Consider the following 24,489-nt stretch of genomic DNA (forward strand, 5'->3'; position numbering starts at 1 on the left):
CGGAGTCCGAGTTCTCAGAGTGTAGAGAAAGATGTATTCTTTCTCTACACTTTTTTATGTTGATCAAAGAAAATAAAGTGATTTCTTAGTGCTTAGATATCTAGGACTTTATTTTCTTATTCTTGGCCTTCATACTCCTTACAAAAAATGTTATCAAAGCTGGACTTAGGATATATAATAGTTTCTAACTTTGATGAAATACAGAGAGGAGTTTCTCGTACTATTTCGCAAGGTCGTACAGCTGGAGTCATCTCGCTTCTTGGCAACCTGGCTATGGGTGCAGCGTTGGCTAATGGCAAGTGTCTTGACAGGTCTTGCTGCGAGTCTTGCTTTTGATCGCAGATAGTGATACACGAGGAGATGATCTTGATGAACAAGAACATAGGAATCACTGATATTTTGGTAAGGTTCGAAGAAATTTCGAAGCATTATGTTCGGGAGCTGGACAAGTATAGTCTGGCGGAATTGTGTCGCAAGCCGAGCGAGAACGAATGGTCGCTTGGGCAAATGTACCTGCATCTGCCCCATTCCACGCTGAACTTGCAGCTCCGTCTTGCGGAGCAGTGCATAGCGCTCGGTGGCGGCAGCGAGGAGGACAGTGGGAAGACGGAGGCCGGCCATGCCGTGTTTGAGCAAGGGAGCTTCCCACCGATTCGCATTCAGGTACCGGCCGACTTGCAATATACGCCTCCTCAGCCAGAGAGCAAGGAGCAGCTTGTCGCCAAGCTTGAGGAAGCAAGGCACCGCATGCATGAGATTGGAGCGTCACTGCAGACCATAGACCCAGAGCGGCTGCAGCGAAAGGCGACTCATCCAGCCGTAGCCTTCGGCGCGTTAAACGCGGTCGAATGGTTCACGATGGTGGAGATGCATTACCGTCATCATCTGCTTCAAAAGGAGCGGCTGGACGCTTTCTTACAAACTGCAGAGTTATTAGGCTAACGGGTTATCGATTGCAATAAGCTCCGCATACTCCTTTCAATATGAAATGAAGAATAGACCTCCTACTTCTAATAGGAGGTCTATTTTTCATCTAGAAGCTTAAACAGACTTATACATCCATATTCGCTAGAAGTTGGGTGCCAATCGAATAAGTTTATCCGGGGTGCCGTCACCGTTTTTGTCGCCATTGTTGCTGGTGACGAAGTAGAGTGATCCGTCCGGCGCCTCGACAATGTCGCGAATGCGTCCGTATTTATTCACGAACAAGTAAGTAAGATCACTGCTCTTGATCGTCGGTTGGCCGTTCTGTTCTCCAACGATCATGCGAATGATCTGTTTGCCTTTTAAATTGGTAACAAGCAGATTCCCTGCCCAGGGCCCTTGAGTTACAAAAGTCATGCCCGAAGGCGCCCAGGTTGTGCCATTCGCATAAATGAGCGGGGGTGTAATGCCTGGTTGGTTCTGATTCCCACCCTCATATTTAGGCCAACCGTAATTGTTACCGGGTTGAATGTAGTTAATCTCATCTTTGGAGGATTCACCGTGCTCTGATGCAAAGAGACGGTTCGTTCCAGGCTGCCATGCTAATCCTTGAGGATTCCGATGTCCACGGCTATAAATGGGCGAGGAGGCAAACGGATTATCACTTGGAATGGTGCCGTCTAGATTCAGGCGGAATATCTTCCCTCCAAGGTAAGTGAGTGTATCGTCTTTGTTGCCGTAATTGCCGTCACTGAAATACAGCTTGTTGTCGGGGCCTATTTTCATCCGGCCGCCATTGTGATAGACTGCACCCGGAAGATTTGTAATGAGGACTTTGTCTACTGTAGCGATGTTGTTGTTCTCTTTCAGCCGAACGACCTGATTGGCAACTTTGTTGTCTGATGTTTTGTAGGAATGGTAGATATACATGTAATGATTGGTGGTGAAATTAGGATCGAGAACCAGGCCCAATAAGCCGCCTTCGCTCTTAGGCATGTAATAGAAAGGCGAGCCCAGCGTAATAACTGGCGTTGATTTCAACTTTCCGTTCACAATGACACGGACTCTGCCGCTGTTGCGTTCGGTGAAGAAAATCCGCCCATCCGGTGCAAAATCAACAGCCCATGGGGTTTCCAAGTTGGTAGCAACAACCTCTGGTGTATAAGGATCGGAGGAGGCGGGGCTGGTTTTGACAGACAACGCACTGCTAGCTGCGGAACTATTTCCTGCTAAGTCTCTTGCTTTCACGGTAAAGGTATACGAGGTATTTGCCGTAAGTCCTGTTACATTAAAAGATGTCGCAGGCGTGCTTCCGGCGAGTGTGCCATTTTTATATATGTCGTACGCATAGACGCTGACGTTATCTGTAGATGCCGTCCAGGACAGATTGACTGACGAAGATGTTTTGCTCGGGCTTACAAGTCCTGACGGAGCAGTTGGGGCCTGCGTGTCAGTTTGATTTGTCGTTTTTACGGTGAGAGGGCTGCTGGCATTGGATATATTTCCTGCCGCATCTTTGGCTTTGACCGTGAATTGATAGGTAGTATCCGGCGTTAATTCGGTAAAGGTGTAGGTAGTATCCTTGACATTTGCTTGCGTCAGAACATTATCTTTGTATAAGTCATAGCCCTTCACGCCTACATCATCCAGCGATGCAGTCCAGGATATGTTCACAGTTGTATCCGTTACTTGGTTTGCTTGCAGGTTTGTTGGTTCTGTAGGCGGGAATACATCACCGGTAGCATTGACTTTTACCTTGTCAAAGGTGGCCGTGCTTAGGCTGGATACATTATGGCTGGTGACAGCCAATCCTACATACAACGAAGCATTCATATTAATAGTCAAGTTGCCCAGATCGCCCCAGTTCAACCCGTTGTTGGATACATATCCTTTGATCACATTGCCTTTGCGTTCAAGCTTTACCCAGGCCGGGCTCGTCGAAGCAATTTTAACACTCTGAGATGATCCGCCCGTCTCCGTCCGGTACTGGAACGTGAACCCGTTGGAAGGCGTCAATAGCAAATCGACATGCTTGGAATTGGCATTCAACGTTTCCCTTATCATAATTCCTGCTTTCGCAAAATCGTGTGTATGGGTCTGAGAAGAGACAAGGGCAATGATAGCGCCGTCTCCTGTCCAGGGTTGATAGAGGTAATTGAACTGATCTGATTTGCCCCAGATGTCTGTGCCAGCGCCGCTTACGCTAAATTGATCACCCCCTGGATCATAAGAAGCGCTGCCCGTTAATGCAGGAGAACCGATATTTTGTTGTTTCCACGGATTCGGTACAGCACCTGCTATAGCTGCGACATCAACATCGGCCTCGGCGAAGCCTGATGTAGGTAATAAAGCGAGCAGCATACACAAGAAAAGACTCAAAGCCATCATTTTGCTTCGTGTAATCATCGCTACACCTCCTTTTTAGAATATGGATGAAATCCTCCTCCCCAAGAATTAAACCACTTATACTTTTGATCCATATTTCACTATATCTATCTAAAATGGAACTTATTTAAAACGGAATCAAATGTTAAATTTTAATTAATGCTTCCCCCATTAGCTTTACAGAACATGAGATTGAATACTGCTGAGGAGCACATTCAGACATGGATCATGTGAATGGATAAATATGGAATGTTGGATCTTGAGGTGGATTTGACTCTAGAGGGTGTTAGACGATCCCGTGTAGGCAAACGTGAAGCGTCCACAAGTGTGCTCGAACAAATACAGGGAGTTAATTAGACAGTACGAGCATTAGAATAAACAAAAAAACAGGCGTCTTTGCACCGCTTATCTGTGCGAAAGACACCTGTTTAATTATCTAACACTCTTTCAGTGACCTATCCTACCAATAGGAGGTTCCACTGCGATTATCCTACATTGTAACGCGGTTTTAGCACTTCTTGGTTTACTACTGGTTTCACTTCTTGGTTCTTCTTCGACTGATTACGCCCGCTAGGTACGGAGATAAAGATCGCAATCAAGAAAGAGAGCATACACAAGACCGCGATGACGGTAAAGGTAATATGAAAACCACCGAACAGAGCACTAAGGAACGAACCAGCCAAGGCACCTAAACCGAATCCCTGATAAATGATTCCATAGTTCTTGCTTTGGTTCTTCAAACCGAAATAGTCAGCCACAATCGCTGGGAAGACCGTGATATTACCGCCAAAGCAGAATGCGATCACCGCGACACAGGTGAAGAAGATGCCCAGGTTCAAAGGTACGAAGTTTAAAGCCATGACGGACAATGCCGTTGCAAAAAGCGCTCCCGCCACCACTTTCATACGTCCTACTTTATCAGACAATGCACCGAGGATGATCCGGCCAGCCGTATTGAAAATCGCCACCATAGCTACCGCATTCGCTGCTGTGCTGACATCAAGACCGGCAAGCTGTACCCCGATGTCTTTGACGATACCAATCAGGTACAATCCACTCATACAAGCTGTGAAAAGAATAATGAAGAGCATATATGCTTCTTTCGTACGCAGCATTTCTTTGACTGTATAATTCCGCCCACTCTGCGACCCCGTATTTGCGTTCGCAGGTGTTTCCGTAATTACGGCTTCTTTGATTAAGAACGAACCGGCAATTACCATCACCATCACGATCAATCCCCAGACCAGAAATGCATAGGAGACACCCATCGTATTGATGAAATTCGCATTGATATATTTAAAGACCAAGCTGCCTGTCCCAAAGGCTCCCACCGAGATTCCGGATATTAACCCTTTGCGTTCAGGAAACCATTTTATTAAATTCGATAGCGATGTAATATATGCTGTACCATCCGCAAAACCAACAACCACGCCAGCCAGCAAGTACAACATCCACAACGATGAAACCTGTGAGCTAGCGATTAGCCCTGCACCGAGAACAGCACCTGCAATCATTGTCATACGCCGAATTCCGATACGATCCTGAATCTTACCAGCGAACAGTGTCGAGAAAGCCAGTGCAAAACTAGTGATGGAAAATGTAATCGATACGGAGCTAAGCTCCCATCCAAACTTGTCAGCTAACGGCTGATTAAATAAACTCCACGTATATATGGTTCCTAATCCCATTTGTACAATGATTGTTCCAAGGACGATCATCCATCGATTTACTTGCGACCCAGTTGCTTGATGCGTTCTCATGATAGATCCCTCTTTCCATTCTGCTATGATCAAGAGTTGTGTTTTATCTGTAGGGAAGTGAAAGCCTTTTTACGCTTTGCTTTTTACACCCTTATCTTACAAGATAAAACGCTTACTTGAGCCATGAGCGACATGAAATGACGGGATTGCGGAATGAACTGCATTTATATATGCATCAACTGCCTAAATTCTTTGACTTTACTTCTGCTGACGGGTACTTTGGCATCCATATCACGTAGACGCAGCAGGTAGGTATTGTTGAACCATGGAACGATTTCATGGATTTGAGACAAATTGACGGTATAGGAACGATGACAACGATAGAATCGATCTTGTGGCAGCATAGCATGAAAGTCCGATATACTCATCGGCATTGTGTAGGTACCGCTCTTCGTGAATACGTTGGTCACCTTCTCTTGTGCTTCCGCATAGTAGATGTCATCGCTATCAGTTACGATATACTTATCATTTTTCAACAGATTAATGCGTTTCTCCTCAGCTCTTTGCCTGCTGTCCGGGGGATTTGAACTTCCTCCTTGCTGCACATCCCGTTCGAAGGCGGTCTCCAGCTTACGTAACATCGCGGCAATCCGGTTCTCATCGTAGGGCTTCAAGATATAATCAAAAGCTTCCAGTTCAAAAGCTTGGGCTGCATGTTCCTTATACGCTGTTGTAAAAATAACATACGGTTTATGCGCGAACTTACTGATATTCGTCGCGAGCAGCATCCCATCCAAGGATGGAATGTTAATATCGAGAAAAATCGCATCGACTTCCTTCTCCTGCAGAAATTTGAGCACATCAAGGCCATCTTCGAATCGCTCCACGATTTCAATGCGGCTATGTTTGGTAATCAAATATTCCAGCTCTTCACTGGCCAAAACTTCATCTTCCACAATTATCGCTCTCATCGTGTCTCCTTCTGTATGTCAAAAAAGATATTCGTTCCTTGATCTAGCCGCTCCATAGTAACACCATGCCCGAAAATGAGCTTCACACGCTTGTACACATTGAACAGACCAATATGATTCGGTGGAACGCGCTCCTCTATCACCTGTTTGATGATATCTTCACGGATACCCACGCCAGTATCCCGCACGCCAATCCGAATGTACTCTTCTGTATCTTTGACATAGATAGTGACCGTTCCAGGCCCTCTCTCCTTCAATATGCCGTGGACAATCGCATTCTCCACTAACGGTTGAATGATGAGACTCGGAATCTTCACGGCGACTTCATCCACATCATAAACGACATGCAGCCGATTTCCGAAGCGTGCTTTTTCAATCTCTACGTAATTCCGAACCTGCTCCAGCTCCTTATGGATATCGATCAATTCATCCGTTAGCTCCAAATTATAACGTAAGTATCCGGATAAATTGACGATCAGCTCCCTCGCTTGGTCTGGCCTAGTCCGGATCGAGGATCCAATTGCATTTAGCGCATTGAACAAAAAGTGAGGCTGAATCGTTGTCTGCAGCGCTTTGAGCTCCGCTTTATTCGCCATCTCCTTAATCTCTTCCACACGAGAAACTTCCATTAATGTTGAAATGATCTGGGACAAACCGACGGCCATAGTCTGCAGCGGATAGGTAATTTTATGCGCTTTCCGATAATAAATCTTCAAGGTCCCCGTCACTTCTTCCCGCTCTTTCAGCGGAATAATAAGCAAGGATTGAATGCCGGGCATCGCATCGTCCAACGCATGGTTGCTTATCATGAACTCCCCGCTCCGTATCGTCTGTTTGGTCATATCACTTATGATCTCATGCCGAAGTTGATAGCGGTCTTCCCCAAAACCGACGTAAGCGAGCACGCTCGAGGAATCCGTAATCGCCACCGCATCGGCTTGAATGTCTTCTTTAATAATGGAACAGATCTTGTGCAAGGATTCGGTATTGATGGAGCGGAAATAGGGCAATGCCTTATTTGCAATGTCCAACGCCAACTTCGCTTGCTGCGCAGCGATTCCTTCCCGTTCACTTTCTACATTCTGAATTAACAAAATGATCAATCCCACATTCAATTGCCCGAGAATCATCGGTGTAGCAATTCTGGATACAATCTCATTGCCTAATGTAGTAGGCTGCGCCATGAATATGATCAACAGCATCGTTAAGGCCTCGCAAGCCATCCCGGCAAGAATCCCGATAAACCAACGTTTCGCCTTTGGTGTGCGAAGATGAATATACCCAGATACCAGCCCCGCAATAATACTCGTGATGAGACATGGAATCGAGGTCACCCCGCCGATATCGATCAAATAACGATGGATTCCGGACACCACGCCCACGACTAGACCGACCCAAGGCCCAAACAAGATGCCCCCTGCCGTTATTACGATGATCCGTACGTTGACGAGCGAGCCTTCCACATCGATGCCTGAGTAGGTACCGAATAGTGCAAAGGTACAGAACAGAAGCGTCACGACGGCGAACTCCTTCGTTGTCAGTGATTCCTTTTGCAGAATCTGCTTAAAGCTCGGAATACGAGTTAAGAAAAACAAAATAATGAGCAATAATGCTGCCCGCTCAAAGAGCTGAAGCAGCATTGTGAAATCTCCGTTTATTGGAAACTACCTCCCGTTATCTCAAGCTGTTGTTTGTTTATTTTATCAAAGTTTGCTCTGTTTTCACGTTCCAAATCCATACATAAAAAAAGAGCGTGTTTTGAAAAAGATTGATCAAAACACGCTCTTAACATACTCTATTGAACTATTCTTTTATTTAAGGTTTAAAGGATTACTACACAATAATAAATCACTTATTGTTCATTGTTTTCCATCCATTGAAAGTGGAAACTCCCCTTTTTATCAAGCCGCTCGAACGTATGCGCCCCAAAATAATCCCTCTGTGCCTGCAGTAAATTAGCCGGTAGTCTCTCTGTCCGATAGCTGTCATAATAAGCTAAAGCGGAAGCGAAAGCAGGAACCGGAATTCCTCTAGTTACGGCAATCGATACGACTTTTCTCCAGGCTTCCTGATAGTTAGCAATAATCCCACTGAAGTATTCGTCCAACAACAAGTTTTTCAATTCTGGGTTCCGGTCGTATGCATCCTTAATATTTTGTAAGAACCTTGCGCGGATAATACATCCCCCGCGGAAGATCATGGCGATGCCTCCATAGTTCAAATTCCAATTATACGCGTCGGAAGCAGCTCTCATTTGCGCAAAGCCTTGCGCATACGAAGCGATTTTGCTGGCATACAAAGCCTTGCGGACGGCCTCGATGAATTCATTGGGATCGCCGTCGTAGCTTGAAGCCGCGGGGCCTTTCAGCTGCTTGCTTGCTGCCACGCGTTCTTCTTTCATAGCGGAGATAAACCGCGCAAACACGGATTCAGTAATAATGGACAATGGAACTCCTAAATCCAATGCGCTTTGGCTCGTCCATTTCCCCGTTCCTTTCTGTCCTGCCGAATCGAGGATGACATCCACCATTGGCTTGCCGGTCTCCGGATCAGTCTTCGAGAAAATATCGGCTGTAATTTCAATCAAATAACTATCCAGTTCGCCTTTGTTCCATTCGGAGAAAATGTCATGCAGCTGCTCGGTATTTACGTTCAATACATCTTTGAGCAGATGATACGCTTCGCCGATGAGCTGCATATCGCCGTATTCAATGCCGTTGTGCACCATTTTGACATAATGGCCGGCACCGTCTTCTCCGATATAAGTCGAGCAGGGATCGCCGTTCACTTTGGCCGAAATGGCGGTCAGGATGGGCGCTACCAGTTCATACGCCTCTTTTTGCCCGCCCGGCATAATCGCGGGGCCGTTTAGCGCTCCCTCTTCGCCGCCCGAGACACCTGCGCCAATAAAACGGAATCCCTTGGCTTGCAGCTCTTTATTTCTTCTTTGCGTATCAGGGAAATAGGCGTTCCCGCCGTCGATAAGAATATCCCCTTGACTCAGGTAAGGAACTAGCTGATTGATGGTATCGTCTGTCGGTTGTCCCGCTTTGACCATAATTAGAATTTTCCGCGGCGTCTCGAGCGATTGGACGAATTCTTCGACACTGTACGTGCCGACGAAATTCTTGCCTTGCGCCTCCTCCAGAAGCTCATTCGTTTTCTCTGGCGAACGATTGTATACTGCAACTGAGAACCCTTTGCTTTCTATATTTAAGGCTAGGTTTTTCCCCATGACGGCCAAGCCTACTACGCCGATTTGCTGTTTTTTCATTGCAATTCCCTCCCTGTCATTTCTCTCTCTTTGTAGATAAACGTTTGATGAGCCCGGCTTTTTGCGCTTCGAAACCAGACTTGCCCAGCAACAACATATTGATCTTGTATATTTTAATCGCAGCTTAAATCCCTGCTGTTTTTTTCCAATCGGCAGCGAATTTGTCCATGCCTTGATCCGTTAAGGGATGCTTGGAAATTTGTTCGATCACCGCAAATGGAATCGTGGCTATATGCGCGCCTGCCATTGCTACGCGCGTCACGTGATCCGGATGGCGGACGGATGCCGCGATAATTTGCGTGTCCAGGTTATGCACTCGGAACAACTCAGCAACTTTCGTGACGAGCTGGACGCCGTCTTCCGATATATCATCCAAGCGGCCAAGGAACGGCGAGACATAGGTAGCACCTGCACGAGCGGCCAGTAAAGCTTGATTCACAGTGAAAATCAGCGTCACGTTCGTTTTCACGCCTTTGTCGCTCAAATAGCGGCAAGCTTCAAGTCCAGCGAGCGTCATCGGAAGCTTGATCGTGATGTTTTTGTCATTATTATTGATTTTGATTAGTTCGTCCGCTTGCGCGATCATTTCTTCAGCTGTCACCGCATCAGGCGTTACTTCAGCGGAGACCGATTCAACTCCGGGTACTTCCCGCAAAATCTCGGCGATTCGATCTTCAAATTTCACACCTTCCTTAGCAACCAACGACGGATTCGTCGTAACACCGGATAGAATACCGATTTTATATGCTTTTTTGATGTCTTCCACATTTGCAGTATCGATAAAGAATTTCATAGGTAAGTACCTCCATTGTTTTATTTGTAATTTATTATTACTTCAGTAGTTCCTTCGTAAGGCGAACCACTTCAGTTACGGAGAAACCAAAGTACTCCATAACCTCTGTACCGGATCCAGAAGCGCCGAATGTATCAATCGACAGTACTTTTCCGCCTTGTCCCGTATAACGATCCCAGCCTAGCGAAATGCCAGCTTCAATAGCCACCCGTTTCGTAACGGAATTAGGAAGAACACTCTGCTTGTACTCATCGGGTTGACGATCGAATAGCTCTCTGCTCGGCATGGCAACGACGCGTACGGAAATATTGTCCCGTTCCAACTCCGCCTTGGCGTTCATGGCCAGAGAAACCTCGGAGCCGGTTCCGATTAGGATGACATCCGGCTGACCGCCCGTTTCGCTCAAGACATAAGCGCCTTTGGCTACCCCTTCAACATTGGCCTTGGTTGCTTCATATATAGGCAGATTTTGTCTGCTCAACACTAAGGCTACCGGGCCTTCATTTTGCTGCAGAGCGTACGCCCATGCGCTTGCCGTTTCATTGGCATCGGTCGGACGAATGACCGTAAGTCCCGGAATGGTGCGCAGCGCAGCCAAGTGCTCGACGGGTTCATGCGTAGGTCCATCTTCCCCAACAGCAATGGAATCATGGGTAAACACATAAATCACAGGCTTTTTTTGCAGCGCAGCCAGACGAATAGACGGACGCAAATAATCACTGAATACGAAGAAGGTGCTTACGAATGGCTTTACACCTCCATGCAGGGCCATGCCATTGCCGGCTGCACCCATAGCATGCTCACGAACGCCAAAGTATATATTGCGTCCCGAGTAAGACTCCACGGCAAACTTTTGCTCTCCATTGATGTCCGTCATCGTCGAATGTGATAAATCCGCACTTCCTCCAAAAATCGAAGAAACGGTTTTTACGTAATGATTTATCGCTTCGCCGCTTGCTACGCGGGTAGAAATCGATTTGGAAGTGTCGAACGTAAGGATATCCGCGGCCTCAATCGACACGGAGCCGTCGATGACTTGCTCAAGCTCCTTACCCTCCGCAGGATATTGCGCTTTATAGGTAGCGACCAATTTGTTCCACGCTTCTTCTTTGGCCTCTCCCTTGCGTTTCAGCTGCTCGAAATGCGCTTTGACTTCTTCCGGAACGGCGAACTCTTCCTCATACTTCCAGTCGTAAGCTTCCTTGGTCGCCTTTGCCTCTTCTTTGCCCAGTGGATTTCCGTGTACTTTGTTCGTTCCCGCTACCTTGCTGCCGTAACCGATAATCGTCCGAATTTCGATAAGCGTCGGCTGGGCATCATTTTGCTTAGCTGCCGCGATCGCTTCGGTAATCTGGGAAATATCATTGCCGTCCTCGACCCGGATATATTCCCAATTGGCTGATTCCGCTCTTTTTTGCATGTTTTCGCCGAAGGAGAGATTAAGCTCTCCGTCCAACGAGATGTCGTTGGAATCATACAATACGACTAACTTTCCAAGCTTCATATGTCCTGCCATGGACATCGCCTCGTAAGAGATTCCCTCCATCAAGCAGCCGTCTCCGACAAGCGCATACGTATAATGATCGATTACTGGGAATCCGTCTTGATTGAATTTCGATGCCAAATGAGCTTCGGCCATCGCCATCCCGACTGCCATCGCCAACCCTTGTCCCAGAGGTCCAGTTGTCGCTTCTACGCCATCCGTGTGCCCATATTCGGGATGCCCCGGCGTTTTGCTGTGCAGCTTGCGAAACTGTTTTAAATCGTCAAGCGACACCTGATATCCCGACAAATGCAGCAGGCTGTAGAGCAAGGCTGATCCGTGACCCGCAGACAGAACGAAGCGGTCGCGGTTAAACCATTTGGCATGGCCGGGATTGTGATTTAACAGTCTGGACCAAAGGGCGTATGCCATTGGTGCTGCCCCCATCGGCAGCCCCGGATGACCGGAATTGGCACGGTTGATAGCATCGATAGACAATGTTCGGATCGTATCGATGGATAATTGATCAATGGTTTCCTTGGTAAGCATATTGTTCTCCTTCTTCCGCTTTAATATTTCCTTCTGATTTGTCATCGAACCACCAATGATAGCCGTCCTGCGCCAACAACGCATCGGATTCGGCAGGTCCATAAGTACCCGCTTCATACCGATGAAGTGGAACCAGATTCTCCTCGAATGCTTCCAGGATCGGTTGAACCCATTGCCACGACAATTCGACTTCATCCCAATGTGCGAAGAACGTAGGATCTCCTTGCAATGCATCGTAAATCAAATTTTCGTAAGCTTCGGGAACATCGCCCTTGCTCTCATGAAAGTTCATCTGAAGGGGCTTGAACTCCCCTTTATGCAAAGGATCCCTTGTATTTAATTGCAGCGTAATGCCCTCGTTAGGACTAATTTCAAATACCAGAAGGTTAGGCGATTTTCCTTCTGTATTTGCCTGTGAGGACTTCGTTAACAGATCCTTGAACTCAATTACAATCCGCGTTGATTTCTCTTTCATTCGTTTGCCTGTACGGATATAAAAAGGAACGCCGCGCCAAAAGAAATCATTGATCTCCAATTTAGCGGCAATAAACGTATCGTTCATGGAAGTAGAAGCGATTCCTGGTTCGGAGATATAGCCGATTACCGGCTTACCTTGAACGGTTCCTGCTTTGTACTGCCCGCGGATAATGCTCGCGCTCACTTCCTCTTTTTGCAGCGGCTCGAGAGCTTCCATCACCTTTTTCTTCTTAAAGCGCACCATTTCCGAGTCGCTGTTGATTGGAAGATGACTTGTCAGCATCATCAGTAATTGCAGCATATGGTTTTGGAACATGTCTCTTACGGCACCTACATGATCGTAATAACCCGCTCTTTCTTCTACGCCGACGGTCTCGTTTGCCGTAATTTGCACGTTGGCAATATAACGATTCGTCCATAAGGCATTAAGAACCGGATTCTGCTGCAAAATCTCAAGCTTCTGGATCAGTGGCTTGCCGAGATAATGGTCGATTCGGTAAATTTCATGATCCGAAAAAGCTTGGCTCAGCTTCTGATTTAAATCACGAGCAGATTTCAAATCATGGCCGAATGGCTTCTCGATCACGAGACGCTTCCAGCCATTCGCGGAACCGAGCCCGCTTTCCTTAATGCTCGCTGTGATCGTTTCAAAAAATTCAGGTCCAACAGATAAATAAAACAGGCGATTCGGCGGAATATGCAGCTCTTCTTCTCTCTGTTCAATCAGTTGCAGCAGCTTCCTATAATCTTCTTTGCGATCTATATGAAGAACGCTGTAACGGAATGCGCTCAAAAAATCTTTGATTAACGCAGAATTGTTCGCTTCGCGTCTGGAAAAAGTACGGATAGACTGCTCGACATTTGCCTGAAACGATTCATCAGACAGTTCTCTTCTCCCAAGACCAAATAAGGAGAATGATTGCGGCAGCTTCCGATCGATATACAAGTTGTAAAGGGCAGGGTATATTTTTCTTTTGGCTAAATCCCCTGTCGCTCCAAACAAAACAAAAGTGGTCGGCTCCATGTTTCTCTCTCCTTCAAGCAGCGCTCTCTTAATCAAGCTCTGGTTTCTATTTCGTAGTTCCACTATAATACGAATATCATCTATACAAGTAATAAATATATTTCACAGGAGCTATAGACCACATCTATGAGCATAAATTACGAATTGTACAAAGTATTTTATTGGGCTGCGAAGACAGGCAGCTTGACACAGGCTGCCAAGGCCTTATTTCTAACCCAACCTAGCGTCAGCCACGCCATCAAACAGCTTGAAAACAGCTTCGGCGTCACTTTGTTTTACCGGAATTCAAAGGGCGTTGGGCTGACGAGAGAGGGCGCCATCCTGTATTCCTATATTGAGCAGTCACAGATCTTAATATCGCTGGCCGAAGAAAAAATGGAAGCACTTAAAAATTTGGACAGCGGCGAGCTGCGGATTGGCGGAAGCGATTCGCTGTTCAAGCATTATTTGCTCCCGTACTTGGAGGACTTTCATGAGAAGCATCCCGGGATCAGACTTCACCTGAATCATGGAACTACGCCGGAAATCATCTCCTTCTTAAAAGAAGGGAAAATTGATTTAGGCGTCATCCGTATGCCTATCGTCGATACCCAACTTGAAGTGAGGGAGACTTTTCAGCTGCAGGAATGCTTCGTAGCGGGGACACGTTATGCCGAGCTCAAGGATGCGGTTTTAACGCTGGATATGCTGCTCCAGTACCCAATTATCCTGTTCTCGCGCAATAGCAGGGCACGAATGACCATTACGGAATTATTTCAAAGCTACGGCTATAAGCTCGCACCTAAAATTGAGGTCGGAAGCGTAGATCTTCTCATCGAGTTTGCTCGGAAAGGACTCGGAATTTCATACGTGACGAGAGAATTTGTGTCGAAAGAGCTGGAAGAGGGCACCCTCTTCGAGATTCAATTGGACGTGCGGCTGCCGCCATCTCACGTGGGGATTATGATTATGCGCAACATGCCGCTTTCCATGGCAGCATGCGGGTTTATCGAGATGATTCAAACGTGTCCCCTGTCAAAGTAGGCACATTCAGATAGGCTTTGCTTTGCAAGGTCTTCATCATCTGGCCCATCATGGCGTGAAACCAACGGTCTCTACCACTTTTAAAGAAAGACTAGAGAGTAAGGGAGAAGGAAAAATGAAAATATGTATATTGGGATCAACAGGGAGAGTTGGATCAGAGCTACTGAAACTAGCATTACAAGATTCGCATGATATTACAGTCTTAGTGCGTGATCAGAATAAGCTTGCAGGTTCGCATAGGAATCTACAGATCATCGAGGGAAATGTACTAGATGAACATGATGTGAAGAAGGCGTTTAAGGAAGCTGATATCGTTATCAGTGCTCTTGGAACAGATGGGAATGGCACGTTGTCGAAAAGTATGCAAACCATTATTAAACATATGAAAAAAGAGGGGATAAGCCGAATCGTTACAATTGGAACAGCGGGTATTTTACAAGCTCGCACTAATCCGAAGATCTATCGGTTCCAATCGGAAGAATCAAAAAGAAGAAGTACCACAGCTGCCGAAGATCATTTAGCTGCTTATCTAGCCTTAAAAAATAGTGGGCTATGCTGGACGATTATTTGTCCTACCCATTTAATCGATGGCGAAAAAACGGGCATGTATCGAACTGAGGTAGATGTGCTACCATTGAACGGATCGAAAATTACAGTGGGCGATACTGCTCATTTTACCTGGTCTTTGATAAATAAAGAAGGATATGAGAATAGCCGTGTCGGCATCGCTTATTAAATACCGTCCCAAAGCCGTTGACTAGTTTTTTTATGGTAGTAATAGGTTTCCACAAGAAAAAAATTGTGCCGATCTGTAATTTTATTTGGTCGGCACAATTATATGGTTTCACTCTTTTTTACCAATGTTAATTTTGTCTCCGTTCACTTTAGTTCCATATCCATAAACACATCCGCTCTTACATAGGGCATGGGCCCGATCTGCTCGACAGGAACGCGCTTGAACCCAACCGATTCGTATAAATGAATGGCGTTCGGTAGCTTGGTGCTGCTGCCCAAGAAGATCGATGTCGCGCCAAGTCCGCGTGCGCGGTTAATGGCGGCATGGATGATTTCCCGTCCGTATCCACGTCTTCGCAACTCGGGTATAACGCTCATTTTTGAGAGCTCGAACACCCCAGCACCAGTCGGCACGAGTGCAACGCATCCAACGATCGAATCGCTATCGCGTGCGATGAGTACGTCTCCTCCTCTGTTCACGATGTTCTCCACCGGATTATCGAGGAGTATCCGATCCGCCTCTTCGACTGTGAAGATTCGGGCGATCCATTCTTCGTTAAGTGTTTTGAAGGCCCGAGCTTCTTCGGGCGTCTGCATCGAAGTAATCGTGAGCACTGTTTCAAGCATCCTATGTTTCCTCCTCTTGTAAAGGTTCGTCGCCTACTGCACCCGTCCTGTCATCAGATAAATAGCGAGTCATTGGAGCCATCATTTCGTTTCTGAATAATTCAAGCTTTTCCTCGGGCGATGCTTGAGCAACTTTTTGATAAATATAATCTGAACGCATTGATTTTATGTTCATACCTCTCACCACTAGTTATTTATAGTGAGAATTATGCACTATGACGTAACGTCATAGTCAAGTACTTTGGATCAAATATATTTATCAAACTATCCTGGTATTGCTTAGTGAGGCCAAGGCAGTCTAACACTTTATTTTTCAGGTATCGCAACTCTTACCACTCCGCGCCTCAACAATACAAGTCCATGCCCCTTCGGGGTGGCCGATGTATAGCTTCGAAGGAGGCCGAAGACGGACTATATCGCCCGTCTGCCCTTCAATCAAAATGACCAGACTTGCATTGACGGCGCTTCGTGGTGCACTCTACGCGTAAGGTATGCAGATTTAGGAGATCGGGTCGGTTTCCACGATCACCTTGACATTTTGGATGTACCGATCCTCCGGTCCTTTCACCGGAAGCCCCACCTCCACATGATCGACAATGTAATCGATGTTGTCTTGGGAGATCACTTCGCCCGGCAGCAGGATTGGAATACCCGGCGGATAGACATATATGAACTCGGCAATGATTCGACCGGCTGATTCCTTGAACGGAATGACTTCGGTATCTCCGTAAAATGCATCCCTTGGAATCAGGGAGAGATGAGGAATTTCCGGGATCTTCACGATTAGCTCATTTGCAGTGTTCACGTTGTAATACGTTCCAGCTAACTCACGGAGAGCTGTAAGCAGTACCGACACCGTTTCCTCGTTGTCGCCTGGGGTTACCAGGCAGAGGATGTTGTACATATCACTGAGCTCGACCTCAATGTTATAATGCTCACGCAGCCAGTTTTCCGCTTCAAAGCCTGTAATGCCCAGATGGCGGACATGGATGGTGAGTTTGGTCGGATCATAATCAAAGGTGGCCTCGTCCCCAAGGATTTCTTCCCCGAAGCAGTACAGACCTTCCATTTCATTAATGCTGCGGCGGGCTTTTTGGGCAAGATCAATCGTTCTTTGCGCCATGTCATGGCCGTTAATCGCTAGATTGCGTCTGGATGTATCCAATGATGCAAGCAGCACGTATGAAGTAGAAGTTGTTGTCAGCATACTGATGATCGTCTGCACGCGCTGAGGATTCACATAGCCGTTTTTTGTATTCAGGTTGAGAACCGAGCTTTGTGTCATAGAACCCCCAAGCTTATGCACACTAGTTGCGGCCATATCCGCACCAGCTTCCATAGCGGACATCGGCAGATCCTCATGGAAATGGATAAGTACCCCATGCGCTTCGTCTACGAGCACTGGAACATGGCGGCTGTGGGCAAGATCGACGATTTCCTTCAGATTGGCGCATACGCCGAAGTATGTCGGGTTAATAACCAGAACCGCTTTGGCATCCGGATGGCGATCCAGTGCACGCTGTACGGATTTGGTTGTAATGCCGTGATCGATTCCAAGATTCTCGTCGCGAACCGGAGATATGAATACTGGCTTCGCGCCGGAGAAAATGATGGCCGACATGATCGATTTGTGCACATTGCGTGGTACGATAATTTTGTCCCCAGGCGAGCATGTAGACAAAATCATGGTCATAATGGCACCACTCGTCCCCTGTACGCTGAAATAAGTATAATCTGAGCCAAATGCGTCGGCTGCAAGCTTTTGCGCTTCTTCAATAACACCGGTAGGCTGATGGAGATCATCCAGCGGCGCAATGTTAATCAAATCTATAGATAGGGCACTATCGCCTATAAACTCTCTGAACTCACTGTCAGTTCCTACGCCCTTTTTATGACCGGGAATATGAAATTGTACGGGATTGCTCGCCGCATGTTCTTTCAGAGCTGTAAATAGCGGCGTGTTACGGTGATCCATTTTATGCTGTCACAACCTTTCTAAGCAGTTCCGGCTCGAAATCTTTCCATTTTACGCCGAATAGCAGATACATGTCCTTTTGGCCGACTTCAGCCAAGTTATATTCACGCTTAATTCCCATCGGAGTTAAGGCTTTGGTTATTCATTAAGCTAGTCTCATCTTAAAATCCTGATAACCGAACTCGCGCACGACGCGGCAATTCCCATCCTTCTCCTGCACAGCGATGGCCGGCAGCGGCATGCCGTTGAAGGTATTGGTTTTGACCATGGAGTAGATCGCCATATCTTCAAATACTAATCTGTCGCCGCTCTTGAGAGGCTGATCGAAGGAATAGTCTCCGATGACATCGCCCGTAAGGCAGGTCGGACCACCGAGTCGGTAAGCGTATGGCTTCTCCCCGAATTCGCCCGAGCCGACCAGAGGTGGACGATAAGGCATTTCCAGAACATCCGGCATATGACAGGTAGCCGACGTGTCCACGATTGCAATCTCGATGCCGTTGCGATGGATATCCAACACGGAAGTGACCATATAGCCCGCGTTAAGCGCGATGGCTTCTCCTGGTTCGAGGTATACTTCCAAGCCGTATTTATTTTGCATTCGCGTTATGCAAGCTTCGAGCTTCGGGATATCGTAGTCTTCTCTCGTGATATGGTGACCGCCGCCGAAATTGATCCATTCCATTTGCGCCAGCCAAGGTCCGAACTTGTCTTCGACCGCATTCAGCGTGGTCTCTAAATCGTCCGAGTTCTGTTGGCAAAGGGTATGAAAGTGCAATCCCGAAACGCCTTCCAACAGTTCCGGCTGGAAATCCTCCCGTTTGACGCCAAATCTTGAGCCCGGCGAACAAGGATCATAGATCTCATGCCCCACTTGCGTTGAACATTCCGGATTGATACGAAGGCCAATTTTTCTGCCAGCAGCAAGAGCCTTCGCTTTATACTTTTCCAACTGGGAGAAGGAATTGAAGATGATGTGGTCGCAAATGGAAATAATCTCATCGATCTCATCTTCACGATAAGCAGGGGCAAAGACATGATTTTCTTTGCCCATTTCTTCGTGACCCAGTCGTGCTTCGAATAATCCGCTCGCGGTCGTACCGCTTAAGTATTTTCCGATGAGCGGATACATCGCAGTCATGGAAAAAGCCTTTTGCGCCAGTACAATTTTGGCTCCCGTACGCTGCATGACGCCGTTCAATATTTTCAGGTTTTTCTCGATGAGTGCTTCATCGACTACAAAACAGGGTGTCGGTAATTCCTCAAACCGCATCTTAACGAACGAGCTCCGGCTCTTTAGCTTCCTCAGGCAAGGCGTCAACCAGCACAGGGTTGAAGTCTTCTACCCATGGAAGTCCCCATTTGTTCAGCTCCTCCATGAATGGATCCGGATTGAACTCTTCGACATTGTATACGCCCGGTTTGTTCCATTTGCCGGTGAGGATCATCGCCGCGCCGATCATGGCAGGAACGCCCGTTGTATAGGAGATGGCTTGGGAGCCCACTTCCTTATAGCACTCTTGGTGGTCGCAAACATTGTAGACATAGTACGTCTTGTCTTGGCCGTCTTTCTTCCCTTTGAAGATACAGCCGATGTTCGTTTTGCCTACTGTACGAGGTCCAAGGGAGGACGGATCCGGAAGTACAGCCTTCAGAAATTGAAGCGGAATGATTTGTTTTCCTTCGTATTCGATTGGTTCGATGGAGGTCATTCCTACGTTTTCAAGCGCCTTCAAATGCATGAGATAACTTTGGCCGAAAGTCATGAAGAAACGGATGCGTTTCAGACCAGGGATGTTTTGCGCAAGAGACTCGAGCTCTTCATGGTACAGCAGATACATGTCCTTTTGGCCGACTTCTGCAAAGTTATATTCACGCTTAATTTCCATCGGTTTTGTTTCGATCCATTCCCCGTTTTCCCAGTAGCGACCATTGGCAGACACTTCGCGGATATTGATTTCCGGGTTGAAGTTGGTTGCGAAAGGATAACCGTGATCCCCGCCATTGCAATCCAGAATGTCGATATATTCGATTTCGTCAAAGTAGTGTTTCAACGCATAAGCCGAGAATACGCCGGTTACGCCAGGGTCGAATCCGCTGCCGAGCAGTGCTGTAATTCCTGCTTTTTCGAAGCGTTCCCGATATTCCCACTGCCATTTGTATTCGAATTTCGCCGTATCTTCTGGCTCATAGTTCGCTGTATCCATATAATGCGTTCTGGTAGCCAGGCAGGCATCCATGATCGTCAAATCCTGGTAAGGCAGAGCCAAGTTCATGACGATATCCGGTTTGACTTCGTTAATCAGAGAGATCAGCTCTTCAACGTTATTGGCATCGACCTGTGCGGTTGTAATTTTAGTTTTGCCGCCGTCCAGTTTTGCTTTCAGATCATCGCATTTGGACTTCGTACGGCTGGCGATGCAGATTTCTTCGAAGACCTCGCTGTTTTGAACGCATTTATGAACTGCTACAGATGCTACGCCACCGGCGCCAATGATTAGTGCTTTTCCCATTTTTCAATCTCCTCACCGAATTCAATTTTTTTCACTGTAAAAACGGCAACAAAAAAAGCAAGTGAAACACGCACCATGCGCATCACACTTGCTTGATATATTTAAAAAATAAGATATTCCCAATAAACATGACAGAACAAACTCCTAGCGTGCTTATCAGTCACCCCTAGGACTCATCGTTTCATGGAAGAGCTCTTATATTCAAATATATTTTGTTAGGATCAGAGTCTATATAGCAAATAATGCCTTTACCACTCTTATTGACCGTTTCACAAGTTGTGTGCGTATTGCACTGGTTGTAAAGTAACCAACTTATAAAATTTGAGCTTTTAACTCAATCAATAAGGCAACGAAAAGTTGCCAGTCGGCATTTGACCCGGCTGTCCGTATGGCCTTAACTTCCGGAGAGGAAGTGGTCAAAAATTATCTGCTTGGAAAGATCCTAAAAATATATTGAATATTCGCTTTCCAAAATTAATGCTTCTTCATAATAGCAGGATCGGAATTATTGAGCAAGAAGAAATTTTAAAAAAATCAAACCGTCATTCCTGCATACGTTGACAATTAATCATGGACATATGTGCATAAATTGGACTAAATCTATGTTTTGAATATCTTGCTGCCCGGTGCCAAGTGAAAAGACAGTGGTACTTGGCAGCCAGCTTCACCAATCCACACTGCACTTTATGACAGTTACGCCGGTACAAATTTCCCACGTAAAAATTCCCTCATTAACCTATATTTTTGTAAATAAAAAGAATCCATTTTAATAAAAGATTGATCAAAACGGATTCATGCTTCGGCCACGATCATTGAAGAATAAGCGGTTATTAGGCAGCTTTCAGGTGAAAAATGTTTACCCTAATAAGGATGAATCCGGATTCCGTGGGATTCAGGCTTACTAAGGAAGAAGCTAGAAAGATTGCTATACTCGATATAATGGAGGTAAAAAGAATAATGAAGATGTTCAAACATAGGATCACCGGGCAGTATGAAGATAATATAACATTTATTTCCTTAATAAATAAACAAATTAAGTAGAATATAATTATCAGGAGGTGATAAAACATGAACAATGAAAAGCCAAGAGATCCCCAGCACCACACTGACCCGGCAGAGGGAAAATATTGTAAAAATGAGGGAGCAAGAGTTTGTACTACTGGTGACTATTATTTAGTATGTGAAAATAATCATTGGAAAGCTGTACATCAATATTGTGAAAGCGATAAGGCCTGAGAAATCAGGTCTTTTTTACGGGCTATTGTTCTATAATTCTATTAGCTAATTCTACTGTTTTTGGATCACGCTTAGACTTTGCCCTTATAAACTCCCCAATCCGTATATTCATATTTTTACAATAAAAAAACTAAACTAAGAAGTCGGAACCGTACGCTCTAGCTGGATATTCATCATTGTATACTGGTAGGGACTATTTCCGTAGCAAGTGTTAATGTCGAATCGGTCACATATTGAAACACTTGATTAATATAAATCATCCGTATTTCACCTTCTCTAAATTACCTTCATCAATACACTTAATATCAATTGTTTGCTCTAAATCAATCGGATTTTGCATATCAATGACTACAATTTTTCTAGCAAGTAAGTGATAAAATAGTGTAACGCCACTTCCAAAAGGTAAGTGTATATCTGTATCAAACTCATTAGTAATTTCACAGATACTTCGTGAATTATTCAATAGGCGATTCATAAGAGACATGGATAAATCCTCAATATTTTGGTCACCCATTTCTTGATATACATCATAGCTGCGAGTATCAAAAAAATCATAGATATAATTTAATATTTCTAGCCATTGTCTTATGAATTTCCTCCTCTATTACAGTTGCCCAATTAATGCTTCTTCGCTTCCAATATTCCCGTTCAATTTCAAACTTCTCTAACACACGTTCTTCTAACAGCTTATCTTTCATTTATATAGTATGAGCGACTTCAAATACACCTTGCCCCTTATCAACTGTTAATAAAAAGTCCATTGTCATAACAATTGGATCGCCTGTTTTTGAATCAGCTGGGTGTTTAATCCCAAGCTCTTCAGCAATGATAATCGTCTCTTCTTGTGGTAATAAAGGAATTTGTTCACGAATATCCAAAATGACATCAGAAAATTCAGTCAAATAAAAGTAATTTCGCTCCAAATCTGATAAAAACTCATGTTGTCTGGCGGTTTTTATACCTTTTAATCTTGTTGACCGACCTAATGAGGAAACATCTTGAATTTTAAGCCAAGGCTGATATCTGCCCCACTGCCAGTTCCTCGACCCTCTTTAATCCACTTATCAATTTTAGATGTTCTTTTTCTTTTCGACACAAAAACACCCCTTTAGATAATCATATCCAAAGGGGCAAAGCTTCGCAGTTTTTTTATAAAAGTCGCGACTTTATTTTAAATCCACAAAATAATGTAGCTTTTGAACAAAGTTCGATTAAAAGTAAGTTGCAAATGCTTATTTTATATACGAAAGAAACCAACTGTTTTGAAACAAAGTTTGATCAAAACAGTTGGTTCTTTATTTATCTAGTTTGATTTTTATAATAAAGATTGATGATTTCTGGATGCGAATTTTCAATTAAAGCACCCGTTAGTTGAAGAAACGTATCTACTTAAATTCATTTGCAAATGCACCATTTTCGTTATGCAATAAATATCTTTTATCATTAACAACATTATGGTAATCAATCTCTAAAAAATATGTTGCTTTACTTAGAACGTCATAAAAGAAAGGAACAAACTCCAAATCTTTAAAAACATAAATTTCTATTTGTTCATCATTATTTCTATTTGCTTCAAATATACGATGGTTTCCATTGATACAATAAGGTTTGTTGTTGGTTAAATATCGACTCTGAAGTACCATTACAGGATTTTTATGATTGGGTTTTATTCGGTTTGGGTCTTTATTTATGTTACCTTGGTCAACAGATTCAATTATATTCGATGGAGAAGTCTTTATGGGTTTAATGTTTTTTTCTTTTATAAATGTAGTAGCCCCGTCTATGTCTAAGGTATACTCAAATACCCCAGTCGTGAACTCTGCATATAACGAGAATGTCTCCTGACCAATTGGATGTATCACTGGGTAAGTTTCATCTAGAAGAGTTTGGTTTAAAATATCAGTCCATTTTGAGGCAACTTCAGCCCCATAGCTGGATTCTTTCCGCATTACTTGAATGCGTGAAATAAAGTGTTTAAAAGGTTTGAATTCCTGAGACTCTTTTTCGAATAATTCTATTTCACTTACCATTTAATATCCCCTTTGCTATTTTATATTTAGAGTAACCCTCTTCAACTCTTTAGCCCCGTTAGCCATCCATGAAGTGCAAAAATAAGCTCTTCGCCACAGAAAACTCCCGTTCCTCTAACTTCTTCAGCAACTGCTATTCCTATTTCAGGAGTGTTACTGTCTACATAACCATATCCCTTATTAAATTCGTTAAACAATCTATATCAGACAGCCCCGACTGCTTGGTTATTAGTATTTAATGCTATTAATGCTGTATGCTGTATCGCCCTTTCTTCCCCAACCTTCATGATATTTTTTTATATGTGGTTTATTTTTAGGAATATGAATAGATGCATAAAGCATATCCGTCAAAAAATAAAATTCACTTTTTTTGGATTCCCAATAATAACCACCGTTTATACACCCCATTATTTTTTAAGACATTTTATTTACTTCTATGTAAAACAATTATTTTCCTTCTTCAATTAAACTGCCCCGTTAGAATTCCTGTAATACGAATAATTGGGTGGTTGAACAAAAACGAGCGCCTCGGTACGATGGGGTTGTGCACGAGGTCATTGCCTCAATAATCCCATCCAGGAGGTCGCTCTACTATGAAGTTTAAGGCACAGGACAAGCAAAATCAACTCATTGAAAACATTACCGTTCATCACCTAGTCATCGGCGTAGATATCGCCCAAGAATTCCATGTGGCCCGCGCAGTCAGCTTTCGTGGAATTGCATTAGGTACACCGCTAGAGTTTGGCAATCATCTTGAGGGGTTTGAGATG

19 protein-coding genes and 2 pseudogenes are annotated in these 24,489 nt (G+C 44.9%); 6 read left to right on the forward strand and 15 right to left on the reverse strand.

Going from position 1 to position 24,489, the window contains the following annotated elements:
• Positions 1–193: 193 nt before the first annotated feature.
• Together BP95_RS34565 and BP95_RS0115075 are read left to right on the forward strand one after the other, a co-directional pair.
• Positions 194–346, forward strand: a complete 153-nt coding sequence (locus tag BP95_RS34565) for a hypothetical protein (protein ID WP_442952329.1) — start codon at positions 194–196, stop codon at positions 344–346.
• A gap of 23 nt (positions 347–369) precedes the next feature.
• Positions 370–942, forward strand: a complete 573-nt coding sequence (locus tag BP95_RS0115075; RefSeq protein WP_028532603.1) for a DinB family protein — start codon at positions 370–372, stop codon at positions 940–942.
• Between the two features lie 126 nt (positions 943–1,068).
• Here the strand turns inward: BP95_RS0115075 and BP95_RS0115080 are convergent, their stop codons facing one another.
• From BP95_RS0115080 to zwf, 8 genes are all read right to left on the reverse strand, one after another.
• On the reverse strand, positions 1,069–3,330 hold the full coding sequence (locus tag BP95_RS0115080) for a PQQ-dependent sugar dehydrogenase (RefSeq protein ID WP_028532604.1): 2,262 nt from the start codon (positions 3,328–3,330) through the stop codon (positions 1,069–1,071).
• 464 nt (positions 3,331–3,794) lie between these two features.
• Entirely contained in the window at positions 3,795–5,069 is a 1,275-nt protein-coding gene (locus tag BP95_RS0115085) for an L-lactate MFS transporter (RefSeq protein WP_028532605.1), read from the reverse strand.
• Positions 5,070–5,233: 164 nt separating this feature from the next.
• Positions 5,234–5,980, reverse strand: coding sequence for a LytR/AlgR family response regulator transcription factor (locus BP95_RS0115090; protein WP_021254023.1), 747 nt, complete (start codon positions 5,978–5,980; stop codon positions 5,234–5,236).
• Entirely contained in the window at positions 5,977–7,620 is a 1,644-nt protein-coding gene (locus tag BP95_RS0115095; RefSeq protein ID WP_028532606.1) for a sensor histidine kinase, read from the reverse strand. The genes BP95_RS0115090 and BP95_RS0115095 overlap by 4 nt, the downstream gene beginning before the upstream one ends.
• 212 nt (positions 7,621–7,832) lie before the next feature.
• The gene (gene gndA, locus BP95_RS0115100) at positions 7,833–9,254 is read right to left on the reverse strand and encodes an NADP-dependent phosphogluconate dehydrogenase (protein WP_028532607.1); all 1,422 of its coding nucleotides are present in this window, start codon (positions 9,252–9,254) and stop codon (positions 7,833–7,835) included.
• 124 nt (positions 9,255–9,378) lie between these two features.
• Positions 9,379–10,047, reverse strand: coding sequence for a fructose-6-phosphate aldolase (gene fsa / locus BP95_RS0115105; protein ID WP_021255212.1), 669 nt, complete (start codon positions 10,045–10,047; stop codon positions 9,379–9,381).
• A gap of 37 nt (positions 10,048–10,084) precedes the next feature.
• The gene (gene tkt, locus BP95_RS0115110) at positions 10,085–12,079 is read right to left on the reverse strand and encodes a transketolase (protein WP_028532608.1); all 1,995 of its coding nucleotides are present in this window, start codon (positions 12,077–12,079) and stop codon (positions 10,085–10,087) included.
• Positions 12,057–13,580, reverse strand: coding sequence for a glucose-6-phosphate dehydrogenase (gene zwf, locus BP95_RS0115115; RefSeq protein ID WP_028532609.1), 1,524 nt, complete (start codon positions 13,578–13,580; stop codon positions 12,057–12,059). The genes tkt and zwf overlap by 23 nt, the downstream gene beginning before the upstream one ends.
• Positions 13,581–13,706: 126 nt before the next feature.
• Between zwf and BP95_RS0115120 the strand changes: the two genes are divergently transcribed.
• Both BP95_RS0115120 and BP95_RS0115125 read left to right on the forward strand, forming a co-directional pair.
• Positions 13,707–14,603, forward strand: coding sequence for a LysR family transcriptional regulator (locus BP95_RS0115120; protein WP_028532610.1), 897 nt, complete (start codon positions 13,707–13,709; stop codon positions 14,601–14,603).
• 115 nt (positions 14,604–14,718) lie between these two features.
• Positions 14,719–15,339, forward strand: a complete 621-nt coding sequence (locus BP95_RS0115125; protein ID WP_028532611.1) for an NAD(P)-dependent oxidoreductase — start codon at positions 14,719–14,721, stop codon at positions 15,337–15,339.
• A 143-nt stretch (positions 15,340–15,482) separates the two neighbouring features.
• On the opposite strand, the gene BP95_RS0115130 is transcribed toward BP95_RS0115125, so the two are convergent.
• The 5 genes from BP95_RS0115130 to BP95_RS0115155 all read right to left on the reverse strand — a co-directional run bounded on the left by BP95_RS0115130 (position 15,483) and on the right by BP95_RS0115155 (position 20,453).
• Complete coding sequence (locus tag BP95_RS0115130; protein ID WP_028532612.1) at positions 15,483–15,965, reverse strand: GNAT family N-acetyltransferase; 483 nt, start codon at positions 15,963–15,965, stop codon at positions 15,483–15,485.
• 1 nt (position 15,966) lies between these two features.
• On the reverse strand, positions 15,967–16,140 hold the full coding sequence (locus BP95_RS34570; RefSeq protein WP_442952330.1) for a hypothetical protein: 174 nt from the start codon (positions 16,138–16,140) through the stop codon (positions 15,967–15,969).
• Positions 16,141–16,464: 324 nt separating this feature from the next.
• On the reverse strand, positions 16,465–17,940 hold the full coding sequence (locus tag BP95_RS0115140; protein ID WP_028532613.1) for an aminotransferase class I/II-fold pyridoxal phosphate-dependent enzyme: 1,476 nt from the start codon (positions 17,938–17,940) through the stop codon (positions 16,465–16,467).
• A 145-nt stretch (positions 17,941–18,085) separates the two neighbouring features.
• The gene (nspC, locus tag BP95_RS0115150) at positions 18,086–19,213 is read right to left on the reverse strand and encodes a carboxynorspermidine decarboxylase (protein ID WP_021255218.1); all 1,128 of its coding nucleotides are present in this window, start codon (positions 19,211–19,213) and stop codon (positions 18,086–18,088) included.
• 1 nt (position 19,214) lies between these two features.
• Positions 19,215–20,453, reverse strand: coding sequence for a saccharopine dehydrogenase family protein (locus BP95_RS0115155; protein WP_021255219.1), 1,239 nt, complete (start codon positions 20,451–20,453; stop codon positions 19,215–19,217).
• A 1,068-nt stretch (positions 20,454–21,521) separates the two neighbouring features.
• Here BP95_RS0115155 and BP95_RS33575 point away from each other — a divergent pair.
• Positions 21,522–21,689 (forward strand): hypothetical protein, encoded by a 168-nt coding sequence (locus BP95_RS33575; protein WP_175460709.1) that lies wholly within the window; start codon positions 21,522–21,524, stop codon positions 21,687–21,689.
• A gap of 256 nt (positions 21,690–21,945) precedes the next feature.
• On the opposite strand, the pseudogene BP95_RS34420 reads toward BP95_RS33575, so the two are convergent.
• Both BP95_RS34420 and BP95_RS0115175 read right to left on the reverse strand, forming a co-directional pair.
• Positions 21,946–22,785, reverse strand: a pseudogene (locus BP95_RS34420) (TnsA endonuclease N-terminal domain-containing protein).
• Between the two features lie 289 nt (positions 22,786–23,074).
• The gene (locus BP95_RS0115175; RefSeq protein ID WP_028532614.1) at positions 23,075–23,719 is read right to left on the reverse strand and encodes a hypothetical protein; all 645 of its coding nucleotides are present in this window, start codon (positions 23,717–23,719) and stop codon (positions 23,075–23,077) included.
• Positions 23,720–24,312: 593 nt separating this feature from the next.
• On the opposite strand from BP95_RS0115175, the pseudogene BP95_RS33120 reads away from it, so the two are divergent.
• A pseudogene (locus BP95_RS33120) lies at positions 24,313–24,489 on the forward strand (IS110 family transposase); the annotation flags it as partial.

The organism is Paenibacillus sp. UNC217MF (assembly GCF_000686865.1).
Lineage (GTDB): Bacteria > Bacillota > Bacilli > Paenibacillales > Paenibacillaceae > Paenibacillus_B > Paenibacillus_B suaedae.

What these genes read in the sequence shown, in the direction of transcription:
- gndA (WP_028532607.1), bottom strand. Translation starts at nt 9,254, where the DNA reads ATGAAAAAACAGCAAATCGGCGTAGTAGGCTTGGCCGTCATGGGGAAA.
- BP95_RS34565 (WP_442952329.1), top strand. Translation starts at nt 194, where the DNA reads ATGAAATACAGAGAGGAGTTTCTCGTACTATTTCGCAAGGTCGTACAG.
- BP95_RS34570 (WP_442952330.1), bottom strand. Translation starts at nt 16,140, where the DNA reads ATGAACATAAAATCAATGCGTTCAGATTATATTTATCAAAAAGTTGCT.
- BP95_RS0115125 (WP_028532611.1), top strand. Translation starts at nt 14,719, where the DNA reads ATGAAAATATGTATATTGGGATCAACAGGGAGAGTTGGATCAGAGCTA.
- BP95_RS0115080 (WP_028532604.1), bottom strand. Translation starts at nt 3,330, where the DNA reads ATGATTACACGAAGCAAAATGATGGCTTTGAGTCTTTTCTTGTGTATG.
- fsa (WP_021255212.1), bottom strand. Translation starts at nt 10,047, where the DNA reads ATGAAATTCTTTATCGATACTGCAAATGTGGAAGACATCAAAAAAGCA.
- BP95_RS0115085 (WP_028532605.1), bottom strand. Translation starts at nt 5,069, where the DNA reads ATGAGAACGCATCAAGCAACTGGGTCGCAAGTAAATCGATGGATGATC.
- nspC (WP_021255218.1), bottom strand. Translation starts at nt 19,213, where the DNA reads ATGCGGTTTGAGGAATTACCGACACCCTGTTTTGTAGTCGATGAAGCA.
- BP95_RS0115155 (WP_021255219.1), bottom strand. Translation starts at nt 20,453, where the DNA reads ATGGGAAAAGCACTAATCATTGGCGCCGGTGGCGTAGCATCTGTAGCA.
- BP95_RS0115140 (WP_028532613.1), bottom strand. Translation starts at nt 17,940, where the DNA reads ATGGATCACCGTAACACGCCGCTATTTACAGCTCTGAAAGAACATGCG.
- BP95_RS0115120 (WP_028532610.1), top strand. Translation starts at nt 13,707, where the DNA reads ATGAGCATAAATTACGAATTGTACAAAGTATTTTATTGGGCTGCGAAG.
- BP95_RS33575 (WP_175460709.1), top strand. Translation starts at nt 21,522, where the DNA reads ATGAACAATGAAAAGCCAAGAGATCCCCAGCACCACACTGACCCGGCA.
- zwf (WP_028532609.1), bottom strand. Translation starts at nt 13,580, where the DNA reads ATGGAGCCGACCACTTTTGTTTTGTTTGGAGCGACAGGGGATTTAGCC.
- BP95_RS0115175 (WP_028532614.1), bottom strand. Translation starts at nt 23,719, where the DNA reads ATGGTAAGTGAAATAGAATTATTCGAAAAAGAGTCTCAGGAATTCAAA.
- BP95_RS0115130 (WP_028532612.1), bottom strand. Translation starts at nt 15,965, where the DNA reads ATGCTTGAAACAGTGCTCACGATTACTTCGATGCAGACGCCCGAAGAA.
- BP95_RS0115075 (WP_028532603.1), top strand. Translation starts at nt 370, where the DNA reads ATGAACAAGAACATAGGAATCACTGATATTTTGGTAAGGTTCGAAGAA.
- BP95_RS0115095 (WP_028532606.1), bottom strand. Translation starts at nt 7,620, where the DNA reads ATGCTGCTTCAGCTCTTTGAGCGGGCAGCATTATTGCTCATTATTTTG.
- tkt (WP_028532608.1), bottom strand. Translation starts at nt 12,079, where the DNA reads ATGCTTACCAAGGAAACCATTGATCAATTATCCATCGATACGATCCGA.
- BP95_RS0115090 (WP_021254023.1), bottom strand. Translation starts at nt 5,980, where the DNA reads ATGAGAGCGATAATTGTGGAAGATGAAGTTTTGGCCAGTGAAGAGCTG.